Origin of the sequence: Chromohalobacter moromii (assembly GCF_023091865.1) — a bacterium.
GTDB classification, from domain to species: Bacteria; Pseudomonadota; Gammaproteobacteria; order Pseudomonadales; family Halomonadaceae; genus Chromohalobacter; species Chromohalobacter moromii.
In genome coordinates this window covers 642,771-655,682 of the sequence record NZ_JAHXDI010000001.1, presented here as the reverse complement: position 1 = coordinate 655,682, position 12,912 = coordinate 642,771, and the positions used below count along the sequence as shown (strand labels likewise).

Below are 12,912 nucleotides of genomic sequence, written 5' to 3'. Positions count from 1 at the left end.
AAAGCCTTAGCAGACGATTGGCATGCCTCTGGCATAAATCATGGCAAGGCGGGTCAACGTCGACCCCTTGGGCGTGAGACGCACACATGTCTCGCGCCGGCCGGAGCCGACACAGGGCTCGCGACAACACGATTCTCTTCAGGCAAAGGCGCCTGGCATCCGGTTTCCCCGCCGGGTGTCAGGCGCTTTTGCGTTTCTGCTTCACACTGTCAGGGAGGCAGACGGCATGAGTGCATACGACGAACATCTGGTGATCGTCGGCAACGGCATGGCCGGGCACCGGTTGCTCGAGACCGTGCTGGCGCACCCTCACCGCCCGCGCCATATCACGATTCTCGGCGACGAGCCGGCAACGGCCTACAACCGTATCCTGCTCTCGCCCTGGCTGGCCGGCGACATGGACCGCGAGGCCCTGACGCTGCGCCACCCCGACTGGTATGCCGCGCAGGGCGTTTCGCTGATCGTCGGCGAGCGCGTCACCGCCATCGACCGGCAGTGCCGGACATTGACCACCGACCAGGGGCGCCGACTCGCCTACGACCGGCTGGTGCTCGCCACCGGATCGCGTGCCGCACGCCCCGCGGTGCCGGGCAGCGACCTCGACGGCATCCACGCCTTTCGTGATCTGGAGGACGGCGAGCGGCTGGCCAGCCTGGCCGACGCGGGCGGCCGCGCCGTGGTCATCGGTGGCGGCCTGCTCGGCCTGGAGGCTGCCGAAGGCATGCGCAAGCGCGGCATGACGGTCAGCGTCGTGCACCGCGCAACGCACCTGATGAATCGTCAACTCGACCCCACCGCCGCCGACATGCTCGCCGCCGAGCTGGGCGCCCGAGGCCTCGAAATCCACACCGGCGCCGATCTCGCGGCCTATGCCCCGGATGCCGACGGCCAGCGCGCCACCGGCGTCGTCCTGAGCGACGGGACCACGCTCACGGCCGACTGCGTCGTCGCGGCGATCGGCATCGTGCCCAACACCTCACTCGCCGAACGCGCCGGTCTGGCGACCGCGCGCGGCATCCAGGTCGATGCCTTCATGACCACGTCCGATCCGCACATTTCGGCGCTCGGCGAATGTTGCGAGTTCGAGGGCACCACCTACGGTCTCGTCGAACCCATCTGGCGCCAGGCCGAGGTCCTTGCCGCCCGGCTATGCGGCGACACGCCCGCGCCTTATCGCGAACGCCCCTGCGCCACCAAGCTCAAGGTCAGCGGTATCTCGCTGTACGCCTTCGGCCCGATCGCGCCCACCTCGGCGCACGAGGTGCTGACCTATCACGATCCGCAGCACGGCGACTACCGCCGCCTGCTGCTGCGTGACGGGGTCATCGACGGTGCGGTGCTGTACGGCGACACCGGCGACGGGCCCTGGTACTTCCAGTGCGCCCTGGCCGGCGAGGATCTGAGCGCCTGTCGCCAGGCCCTGCTGTTCGGCGCCAGCGACGCGCAACCGTTACTCGATAAGCCCGACACTCTATCGGAGGAAGCCGCATGAGCATGCCCACGTCCCCCAACGCACCGCGCTTGATCATCATCGGCAACGGCATGGTCGGCCACCACCTGGTCGAGCAGCTCATCGCATGCGGTGCGCCCCGCGACTACGCCATCACCGTGTTCGGCGAGGAACGTCACATCGCCTATGACCGGGTCCACCTGTCCGAGTACTTCAGCGGGCGCGATGCCGACTCGCTGGCGCTTGCCAGCGCCGACGACTACGCCGCGCACGGCATCGACCTGCGCCTGCACGACACGGTGACCGCCATCGACCGCAACGCCAACGAGGTCGTCACCGAGTCCGGACGTCATCCTTATGATCGCCTAGTCCTGGCGACCGGCTCCTATCCGTTCGTGCCGCCAATTCCCGGCAACGACCGCGAGAAATGCCTGGTCTATCGCACCCTGGACGACCTCGACGCCATTCGCGAGGCCGCCGAGGATGCCACCACCGGCGTGGTCGTCGGCGGTGGCCTGCTGGGCCTGGAGGCTGCCAACGCCCTGCGCGGTCTGAACCTGGATACCGCCGTGGTCGAGTTCGCGCCCCGCTTGATGCCCATGCAGGTAGACGCCGAAGGCGGCGCGTTGCTGCGCGAGAAGATCGAAGCCCTGGGCGTGCAGGTCCTCACCGATCGCGCCACGCAGCGCATCGAGGCCGGCGAGACGAGTTTTCACCGCATGGTCTTCCAGGACGACAAGATGCTGGAAACCGACCTCATCGTGTTCTCCGCCGGCATCCGGCCCCGCGATCAACTGGCGCGTGACTGCGCCCTGGAAATCGGCGAACGCGGCGGCGTGGTCATCGACGATCGCTGCCTGACCAGCGACCCCGCGATCCTCGCCGTCGGCGAGGTCGCATTGTGGAATCAAAGTATCTTCGGGTTGGTCGCACCGGGCTACCAGATGGCGAAAGTCGCCGCCGCCACGCTGACCGAGGGCAATGCGACCTTCACCGGCGCCGACATGAGCACCAAGCTCAAGCTGCTGGGCGTGGATGTCGGTGCCATCGGCGATGCCCATGGCGATCGCACGCCCGGCGCTCGCACCTTCCGCTACCTGGACGAGCTCAAGCAGGAGTACCGCAAGCTGGTGGTCTCCAGCGACGGCAAGAAGCTGCTGGGTGCCATGCTGGTGGGCGACAACGCCACCTACGACACCCTGATGCAGTACTACGCCAACGGGCTGGCATTGCCCGACGACCCCGCGTCGTTGATCCTGCCATCCAGCGACGGCGCGCCGACGCTGGGGCCGGATGCCCTGCCGGACACCGCCACCCTGTGCTCGTGCCACAACGTCACCAAGGGGGACGTCTGCGCGACGCTCGACGCCGGCGCCCTGGACCTGGCCAGCGTCAAAGACGAGACCAGGGCCAGCACCGGCTGCGGCGGCTGCGCGGCGCTGCTCAAGAGCGTCGTCGACCACGAGCTGGCGGCCCGCGGGGTCGAGGTCGACCAGTCGATCTGCGAGCACTTCGCGCATACCCGCCAGGAGCTCTACTCCCTCGTTCGCGTGGAGGGCATCAAGACCTTCAGCGAACTGCTCGAAAAACACGGCACGACCACCGGTCACGGCCTCGGCTCTTCATCAGCCCCGAAACTTGGCTGCGATATCTGCAAGCCCGCCGTGGCCTCGATCCTCGCCGCCTGCTTCAACGAGCCGATCACCGATGCTGCTCACGTGCCGTTGCAAGACACCAACGACACCTTCATGGCCAACATGCAGAAAAACGGCACCTATTCGGTCGTTCCGCGCATCCCGGGCGGCGAGATCACGCCCGAGAAGCTGATCGTGCTGGGCGAAGTCGGCAAGAAATACGGCCTCTACACCAAGATCACCGGCGGACAGCGCGTCGACCTGTTCGGCGCCCAGTTGCATCAGCTCCCCAACATCTGGGGCGAACTGATCGAGGCCGGCTTCGAGACCGGCCACGCCTACGGCAAGGCCACGCGTACCGTGAAGTCCTGCGTGGGCAGTACCTGGTGCCGCTATGGCGTGCAGGACAGCGTGGGCATGGCGATCCGGCTCGAGGAGCGCTACAAGGGGCTGCGCTCACCGCACAAGCTCAAGTTCGCCGTCTCAGGTTGCACTCGCGAGTGCGCCGAAGCGCAAAGCAAGGACGTCGGCGTGATCGCCACCGAACACGGCTGGAACCTCTACGTCTGCGGCAACGGCGGCATGCGCCCGCGCCACGGCGAACTCTTCGCCACCGATCTCGACGACGCGCAGTTGATCCGCACCATCGACCGCTTCCTGATGTTCTACATCCGCACCGCCGACCGCCTGCAGCGCACCTCGGTATGGCGCGAGAATCTCGAAGGGGGACTCGACTATCTCAAGGACGTGGTGCTCGACGACAGTCTCGGCCTCGCAGACGAGCTGGAGGCACAGATGCAGCACGTCATCGACACCTACGAGTGCGAATGGGCCAACACCCTCTCCAATCCGGAGAAGCTCAAGCGCTTTCGCACCTTCGTCAATGACAGTCGCCCCGACCCGGACATCATTGCCACCGAGGAGCGCGGCCAGCTAAGGCCCGCCTAAGCTATTGGACACTAATGAGGAAAACACCATGAACACTGCAACAGCCCTCAAGAGCGAAGTGGCCTGGCAGACGCTGTGCTCAAAGGCCGATCTGGTGGCCCATTCCGGCGTGGCCGCCTGGCTGGACGGCACCGACACGCAAGTCGCGCTTCTGTACCTGCCCGGCCGGACGCCCGAGGCCTACGCCGTGGACAACCACGACCCGTTTTCCAACGCCAACGTCATCGCGCGCGGCATCGTCGGCGATATAAAAGGCGAGCCGGTCATCGCCTCGCCACTCTACAAGCAGCACTTCCGCTTGAGCGACGGCGTCTGCGTCGAGGACGAAAGCGTTCGCCTGCATACCTGGGAGATCAAGATCGACGGCGACGACGTCATGATCAGAGCATGACGTCTACCGATCATCTAGGCGTCGACATCGCCGTATACGCAGCGCCCCGCGACGAAGGTACGCTGGGGACGCAAGGCCTTGTCGAGCAGCGTGATATCGGCATCGAACCCCAGCGTCAGGCGACCCTTGTGAGCATGCAGACCCAACACGCGGGCAACGTTAGCGGTCAGCAGCCCCAGCGCCGCTTCGAGTGGCAATACCTCGTCATGCACGAGCCGCTGCCAATCCGCGATCAGCGCCGTATTGCGCGCCACCTGCATGCCCACATAGGCACCATCGGCATCGAATTCCGGCAGGCTACCATTGCAGTCCGAACTCAGGGTGATGCGTGCCGGCGATACGCCACGCGCCAGCAGGCGCGACACCGCCTCGAACGCGGAAAGCCCATCGCCGGCATCCTCGAACGCGGTGACATCCACGCTGGCATCGAACGCCAGCGCGAAATCCGCCGCTTCCTCGAGTAGCTCAGGACGGCGGTTCACATGGGTGGGGATGATCTGATCGGCAGGAATCTCGGTCTCTTCAAGCAGGCGCCTCAGAGGCGCCAGGCCTCGCTTGCCGTCGCCGAGATGGAAATGACAGATCCCCCGCTTGCCGGCCAGCATGGCGCCGACCCGCGCGTCGCTCACCAGCCGTTCGAGTTCATCCTGACGCGGCTGGCTCGAGCGGTGATCCGAAATGGCGATTTCGCCCACCCCGATGACCTCGGGAATCCAGGCCAGATCGCGCTGGATATCGCCGGTGAGGGTCGGCGCCGGCACTCGATACGCCCCCGTGTACATGTAGGCGGCCAGTCCGTCGGCCGCCAGTCCTCGCACCGCGGCCAGCAAGTCGGCCGGCGAGCGGCTGATGCTGTCGGTGCCCAGCACGCCCACCACCGTGCCGATGCCCATCGACGCAATGTCATGGGCGCTGATCGGCGGGCAGCGCGTACCGCAACCGCCCTCGCCTCCGCCCCCGGTGACGTGCACGTGCTGGTCGATGAAGGCGGGCACGGCGATCAGATGGCGCGCATCCACTTCTCGCACAGGCCAACCATGAGGTACGGCAAGATCCTGTCCCAGCGCCACGATTTTCCCACCGGCCATGAGAATATCCGTCGCCTCGCATCGCTCGGGGGTAAACGTCTCGCCGACACGCAGCAGGGTCAGCGTATCGGCAGGGCGTGCCTTGTTAGGGCTCATGGACGAACTCCCACGCCACCTTTTGAGGGCATCGGGGGCTCGAAACGCTGCCCACGCAAACGCTCGGTGACGGCATCGACATCATCCACCAGCAACACCAGTAGATCACCCTCGGCGGCCTCGTCGAGCGCCCGATCAACTGCATCGACTTCTTGCATAACGGTCTCGACCCGACACTCATTTGGCACCGACGCCGCCCCCTCGCACAGCAAATCGATGGTTTCCCCCTCGGGACGACCCCGCGGCGCGGTCTCGCAGAAGAATATGACGTCATGCATATGCGCAAGCAGCGCCCCCAGCGCAACCAGATCCTCGTCACGCCGATTGCCTGGCGCGCTGGCCACGCCGATACGCCGTTGCGCCGGGATACGGCTGACCAGCTCGCTCAAGGCCTCGAGTGCCGGCACATTGTGGCCGTAGTCGATCAACACCTTCACGCCCCCGGCATCGATCAGGTTGGTGCGCCCTGGATTCTGCCCCGGCGTCGGATGGAAGGTCTGCAAGCCCAACTGTATATCGGCGATACTGAGCCCCAGTGCATGCGCGGCAGCACTTGCCGCCAGGGCGTTGGCGATATTGAAGCGCGCGAACCCATCGAAGGTGATCGGCGCGTTGGCCACGGGAAGTACCTCAGCCACCACCTGGCCTTGCAGCATCACGATATGGCCGTGATGCACCGTGAAAGCGACGCCATGCTCACGCACATGTTCGCGCACGACCGGCGAGTCGGGGTCCAGCGCGAAATAGATGATATCGCCACGCGCCCATTCACCACTCGCCAGAACGCGCGGATCATCCGCATTGAGCACCGCCGTGCCGGACTCACCGACCGCATCGATCACCACGCTCTTGCAACGCGCCAACTCGTCCAAGGTATGGATGTCGCTCTCGCCCAAGTGGTCGCTGGCGATGTTCAGCAGCACGCCGACCTGGCATTCATCGAACCCCAGCCCCCGGCGCATGATGCCGCCACGGGCGACCTCGAGCACGGCATACTCGACGGTGGGTTCGCGCAGAACCGTCGTGGCGGCCTGCGGGCCGCTGTAGTCGCCGCGCATGATGACGTGATTGTCGATCTCGATGGCCCCGGTGCACGCCGTACCGACACTGCGCCCCGCCTGGCGCAATAAATGCGAGATCAGGCGCACCGTGGTCGTCTTGCCGTTGGTGCCGGTGACCGCCACGATGGGAATACGGCCGTTATCCTCGCTATCCGGGAATAGCATATCGACCACATGTGCACCGACATCGCGACCGATGCCATGAGTCGGCGACAGGTGCATGCGAAAGCCCGGTCCGGCGTTGACCTCGACCACGGCCGCCGATTGTTCCTCCAGCGGACGCGTCAACGTCTCGGCAAGCAGGTCGATGCCGATGATATCGAGACCCACCAGGCGCGCGATGCGCTCCGCCGTGTAGATCACATCGGGATGGACGTCTTCGGTGACATCCGTCGCCGTGCCACCGGTGCTCAGATTCGCGGTGGGCTTGAGATAGACGATTTCGTCGCTTGAGATGACGCTGTCCAGCGTCAGGTTCTGCTGCGCCAGTAGCCGAAGCGTCTGTGCATCGACATCGATCTGCGTCAGCAGGTTTTCATGGCCGATGCCACGGCGCGGGTCGTGGTTCTCGTTATCGATCAAGGTCCGCAGCGTGCTCTTGCCATCGCCGACCACATGGGCCGGACGCCGCCTGGCCGCCGCCACGAGCTTGCCGTCGATCACCAGCAGCCGGTGATCTTCTCCCCGTATATACTGCTCGATGATGACTGCCGCGTTGTGACCGGACGCGACCGCAAACGCATTCTCCAAGGACTGGTCATCCTCGATGTCCGTGCTGACACCGCGACCGTGATTGCCGATCAACGGTTTAACGACGACTGGATAGCCGATTTCATGTGCGGTTTCGAGCGCCTCGTCGCGTGAATGGCAAACGTGTCCACGCGGTACAGGGATACCCGCCTCGCCAAGAATCCGTTTGGTCCAATCCTTGTCGTGGGCGATGCCATGGCCGAGCAGGTTCGTGCGACAGGTCACCGTCGCCTGAAAGTGTTGTTGGCGATAACCATGCCCTAATTGTACGTAACTGGTGTCTTCGTCAAGGCGCGCATAGGGAATTCCACGGCGCTGCGCGGCCGCCACGATCGAAGCGGTCGATGGCCCCAGCATGTGTGCGTCACGTACATCCTTGAGGCGGGCGATGATCGCATCGATATCGCTATCTTCACCGGCGAAAAGCCGAGTGACGATCTCCACCGCCTCGACCCCAGCCGCCAGTCCACATGCCTCGTCGCGGTAGCGATAGACGACGTTATAGATCCCCGTCTCGTAGGAATCGACCGTCTTTCCATACCCGACCGAGAAGCCGATCAGGTTCTGCAACTCGATCGCCACATGCTCGACGACATGGCCGGCCCAGGTACCACGCGTTAGTCGTTCTAGAAAGCCCCCTGGACGCCCCACCGAGCAACGATGTTCCTCCAGTGTCGGCAACAGCTGGGTGATGCGCTCGACGATACCGGGCACGGTATCGCTTGGCCGCGCCTCGAGTTCCTCGATATCCAGACGCATGAAAATCGCCGGATAACGGCTGTAGTAGTTCGGTCCTCGCAATGCACGATGCTCGAGAATCTTCATTCTTGGTGCCTCCCTGCCAATACCGCTTTCAGTTCCTCGGCCACCAGATAGCGACGCGCATCGAGATCGTAGCCGTGGCCGCTGACCATGGCGTGCAGGATCATGTTCTCGATGGCGACCGGCTCGCCCATTTCCAGTTCCGCAATGTTGGAACTCGCCAGATCCCGGCTATCGATGATGATCACATGCCCGGGTCCGATGGTTTCGAGGATACGATTGGGATAGATGATGACGGCGGCGTCTTCGCCCAGGCCGACCCCCAACTGCTCGGGATTGCTGGCCCCTACTTCCATGAGACGCGTGAAGCGACCACGCTCGAGAAAATGGCTGTCGATGACCATGCCGCGCACGAAACCAAGGCCGAAGGTCATGTTCACCGCGCCTTTGCGCAGCGCATCCGAGGCCGATCCGTTGTAGATCATGGTGCTGGGCATCGCCGCCGCCCCGGCACTGGTACCCGCCACTACGGCGCCCGCTCGCAAGCGCTCGCGGATGGCACGCAACGTGGCGGAGCCTCCCAGCACGGTGGTCAGGCGCAGTTGGTCGCCCCCGGTGAAGAAGATCACCCCACTACGTTTGATCAACTGGGCATTGTCGGCATCGGCAGCTTGCTGGCGATCCTGAATATCCAGCGCATGGACCTGGGTCGCGCCCAAGCGCTCGAAGGCGGCTTCATAGCTGGGAAGAACCTGCTCGGGAATACTGCTGGCCGTCGCGATGACGGCAACTTCGTGATTATCCTCGGGCGCTAGCTCGAAAACGCGCTTGAGAATGGCAAGCTCCGAAGACCTGTCCTCGGCACCACCAATGGCCACGATGTGGCCGCATACGGCAGGGGGTCGTGACGTCATATTCCTCTCGTCGCCTCGCAACGCTTTTTAGGAAATACTGAACCATTACCTCTTATACAGGTAATGTTGTATCGCGTGACAATCGAACCCGGTTCTTCACTTATAACAGCCTTACCTCATCCCCGCCAGATTAATGACACCCCGCCGGCACGGACTATTCTTTTCCCGTAAAACAATGAGATTCCCGTTTACCCCCATATTGGTCCAGCGCATTCGTCACAACACGCTATTCTTCAGACATTGGCACCTCCCATTCCCAGCCTAAAAGGGCAGGACAACCAAGAGCGGTACGAACCATTGCGCTTCGGCTACAAGGAAACCAGCAGCCGAGCTTGCGCCAGGAGGCGATTATGAGCGACAAGAACGTGTTCGTTGTCGGGTTGGATGAACTCAATAGGAAACGCCTTGAACATCTGCGCGGTGCCGAAAACTACCGGTTCCATGGTGTGATCGAACCATCGGAGGTTTACGACACGGAGATCTTCCCCATCGAAGATATGCTGTCCCGGGCCGAGACGCAGCTGAATGAATTCCATGATTCGATCGACGCCATCGTCGGCTACATGGACTTCCCCGTGTCGACCATGCTGCCCTTACTCTGCGAGCGTTTTGGTACGCGCTCCACCAGCCTGGAAAGCTTGCTCAAATGTGAACACAAATATTGGAGCCGGTGCGTACAACGTGAGGTCATCGGCGACTACATTCCCCGCTTTACCGCATTTGATCCCTTCGACTCTGAGGCGCTACACAAAATAGGTGAAGAGGGTCTTTACTTCCCTTTCTTTGTCAAGCCGATCAAGTCATCGGGCTCACGCCTGGGGTTTCGTATCGAGAGCCCTGAAGATTTCGAACAGGCCATCTCACGACTTTGTGAAGACATCGGGACGATTTCCGAGCCTTTCAATTTTGTCCTAGATCACGCCAAACTACCCGATGACGTGCGCGCCATCGACGGTGGCCATTGCATGGCTGAAGAGATCATAGGGGGCTGGCAATGCACGGTGGAAGGGTATGTCTTTCAGGGCGAAGTCATTCCCTACGGCGTCGTCGACTCGATTCGCTATCCTCAGGTATTAAGCTTCTTCTATTATCGATACCCATCACGCCTTCCCGATCATATTCAAGAAAAAATGCGAGAACTCACTCGCCAAGTAATGAAACATATCGGCTATGACAACGCCGCCTTCAACATCGAGTATTTCTGGGATGAAGTACAAGATCGCATCTGGCTATTGGAGATCAATACGCGTATCGCGCAATCGCATTGCGATCTTTTCGAAAAGGTCGACGGGGTCAGTCACCAACAGATAACGGTCGACCTGGCGCTAGGCCAACTACCCGACATGCCTTATCGGAAAGGAGATTTCAAAGTCGCGGCGAAATTCTTCTACCGGGTGTTCTTCGTCGATGCCACTATTAGCCGCGTGCCGACGGAAGAAGAAATAGATGCCTTGGAGCAAGCATTTCCCGGTACCGTCATCACACTGCAAGCCGAGACCGGCACGCGCCTGTCCTCCCTTCCCGAGCAAGATAGCTATAGTTTCGCCCTGGCTTATATATGGATGGGCGCGGACGACGATACTTCACTGGAAGAAAACTACGCGCGGCTCGCCGAGCAGCTACATTTCGAGTTCGAGGAGATCATCGGCTAGCGTTCTTACCGTCGTCCTAAACCTCACTCACGGGAGCACTGCATGCACATCGTTCGCCATTTTCCCCGCCAGATTCACGAGGAGGAAGACTGGATCACGCTCGCCGATGGTTGCCGGCTGGCCGTGCGTATCTGGCGCCCAATGGATGCCGAACGCGAGCCCGTACCGGCGATACTCGAGTATCTGCCTTACCGCAAGCGCGACCTGACGGCGATGCGCGACGCTCAGTCGCATGCCTACTGGGCCGGCCACGGATACGCCGGGGTGCGCGTCGACATTCGCGGTAGTGGTGAATCGGATGGCGTGCTGCGTGATGAATACCTACAGCAAGAGCTCGACGATGGCGTCGAAATTCTGAAGTGGCTGGGGCAACAAACGTGGTGTACCGGAGATGTCGGCATGATCGGCATTTCCTGGGGCGGCTTCAACGGCCTGCAAATCGCGGCATTGCAGCCCCCTGAGCTCAAGGCGGTCATCACCCTGTGCTCGACCGATGACCGCTACGCCGACGACGTCCATCACATGGGCGGCTGTCTGCTCGGCGACAACTTGTCATGGGCCTCGACCATGTTCGATGCCAATACATGTCCACCCGATCCAATGCTCGTCGGCGAGCGCTGGCGCGAGATGTGGCAGGAGCGCCTCGAGGGCAGCGGCTTGTGGCTGGCAAAATGGCTTAAGCATCAACGTCGTGACGACTATTGGAAACATGGCTCGGTGTGCGAGGACTTCTCGCGCATTCGCTGCCCCGTCTACGCTGTCAGCGGCTGGGCCGATGGCTACTGCAACGCCGTGTTTCGCCTACTCGCGGGGCTCGAGGTCCCCCGCAAAGGCCTAGTGGGCCCCTGGTCGCACAAGTATCCCCATCTCGGCGTACCGGGCCCCGCCATCGGCTTTCTACAGGAATCGCTGCGCTGGTGGGATCACTGGCTGAAGGACAAAGACACCGGGATCATGGACGAGCCTATGCTGCGCGTCTGGATGCAGGAGTCGGTGCCGCCCTCGGCCCGCTACGAGACACGCCCCGGGCGCTGGGTATCAGAGCCCAGTTGGCCGTCACCGCGCATCGATATGCAGCCCTTTCGCCTGACCAGCGGCCACGACCTGCTGCCGATGACGACGGCATCCACTCTGCCCGAGAACCACGACGAGACGCCGCTGACGATACGCTCACCGCTATCGGTGGGACTTTTTGCGGGCAAGTGGTGCTCCTACAACGCACCGCCGGATCTACCGCACGACCAACGCGACGAAGACGGCGGCGCGCTGGTTTTCCAGACGGCACGGCTCGACCAGGACATCGAGATCTGCGGGCAGCCCGTGGTCGAACTCGAGATTGAGGCCGACCAACCGGTGGCGATGGTCGCCATACGCCTCAGCGACATCGCCGAGGACGACAAAGCCACGCGAATTTCCTATGGCCTGCTCAACCTGACCCACCGTGACAGCGACGAACATCCTCAGCCACTGGAACCGGGCGAGCGCTATCACGTGCGCGTGCTACTCAAGCATATCGCCCAGCAGTTCCCCGCAGGCAACGCCATTCGGCTATCGATCTCGAGCAGCTACTGGCCGCTAGCTTGGCCCGCACCAGCGCCCGTCAAGCTGACGATTCATCCCGCCGGCAGCCGATTGCTATTGCCGTGTCGCTCGCCTCAGCCCCAAGAAGAAGCCGCGCTGCCCGCATTTGCGCCACCAGAGGCCGCCCCGCCGCTCGCCAAGACGCTGGTACAGCCCAGCCAGGAAACGTGGCGGGTGATACGCGATCTCGCCAATGACCAGACCACGCTCGAAGTCATCAACGACGAGGGCACCTTCCGCCTTGATGACATCGATCTTGAACTCTCGGTGCGTATCACCGAGCGCTACACCTACGCCTACGGCAACTACGACAGCATCAGCGGTTGGACGCAATGGGAGCGTTGTTTCCGGCGAGGCGACTGGATGGTACGCAGCGTGACCCGCACCTTGATGACCTCCACCGCGGAAAGCTTTCGATTGCGTGCCACGCTGGATGCCTACGAAGACGACAGTCGAGTCTTCGCCAAGAGTTGGGATGAGGAGATTCCACGCGACCTCGTTTAGTACGTTGCCTGAGCCTCCCCCCTATTCCTCCGCCATCCGGGGTGGCGCGATACATCACGCGCCGCTCCACCGGCCATTCCT

Annotated in this window: 8 protein-coding genes; 5 read left to right on the top strand and 3 right to left on the bottom strand. The window is 62.7% G+C overall.

Going from position 1 to position 12,912, the window contains the following annotated elements; translation table 11 throughout:
- The first annotated feature begins 226 nt into the window (after positions 1–226).
- Genes KZO83_RS02975 through nirD form a run of 3 tightly spaced genes read left to right on the top strand, consistent with a single transcriptional unit; the run spans position 227 to position 4,423 of the window.
- Positions 227–1,492 (top strand): NAD(P)/FAD-dependent oxidoreductase, encoded by a 1,266-nt coding sequence (locus tag KZO83_RS02975; protein WP_247619704.1) that lies wholly within the window; start codon positions 227–229, stop codon positions 1,490–1,492.
- A 2-nt stretch (positions 1,493–1,494) separates the two neighbouring features.
- Positions 1,495–4,032 (top strand): nitrite reductase large subunit NirB, encoded by a 2,538-nt coding sequence (gene nirB / locus KZO83_RS02970; protein ID WP_247620172.1) that lies wholly within the window; start codon positions 1,495–1,497, stop codon positions 4,030–4,032.
- Positions 4,033–4,060: 28 nt separating this feature from the next.
- On the top strand, positions 4,061–4,423 hold the full coding sequence (gene nirD / locus KZO83_RS02965) for a nitrite reductase small subunit NirD (RefSeq protein ID WP_247619703.1): 363 nt from the start codon (positions 4,061–4,063) through the stop codon (positions 4,421–4,423).
- 14 nt (positions 4,424–4,437) lie between these two features.
- Here the strand turns inward: nirD and iadA are convergent, their stop codons facing one another.
- From iadA to KZO83_RS02950, 3 genes are read right to left on the bottom strand one after another with little or no spacing between them, the layout of a single operon-like run.
- Positions 4,438–5,607: a beta-aspartyl-peptidase gene (gene iadA, locus KZO83_RS02960; protein ID WP_247619702.1), complete on the bottom strand. Its 1,170-nt coding sequence runs from the start codon at positions 5,605–5,607 to the stop codon at positions 4,438–4,440.
- A complete protein-coding gene (gene cphA, locus KZO83_RS02955; RefSeq protein ID WP_247619701.1) occupies positions 5,604–8,243 on the bottom strand; it encodes a cyanophycin synthetase in 2,640 nt (879 codons plus the stop codon). Before cphA ends, iadA begins: the two co-directional genes overlap by 4 nt.
- Entirely contained in the window at positions 8,240–9,094 is an 855-nt protein-coding gene (locus tag KZO83_RS02950) for a cyanophycinase (protein ID WP_040244207.1), read from the bottom strand. The genes cphA and KZO83_RS02950 overlap by 4 nt, the downstream gene beginning before the upstream one ends.
- Before the next feature lie 350 nt (positions 9,095–9,444).
- Here KZO83_RS02950 and KZO83_RS02945 point away from each other — a divergent pair, with 350 nt between their 5' ends.
- Positions 9,445–10,746: an ATP-grasp domain-containing protein gene (locus KZO83_RS02945; protein WP_247619700.1), complete on the top strand. Its 1,302-nt coding sequence runs from the start codon at positions 9,445–9,447 to the stop codon at positions 10,744–10,746.
- Between the two features lie 42 nt (positions 10,747–10,788).
- Positions 10,789–12,831 (top strand): CocE/NonD family hydrolase, encoded by a 2,043-nt coding sequence (locus KZO83_RS02940; protein WP_247619699.1) that lies wholly within the window; start codon positions 10,789–10,791, stop codon positions 12,829–12,831.
- Positions 12,832–12,912: the final 81 nt, after the last annotated feature.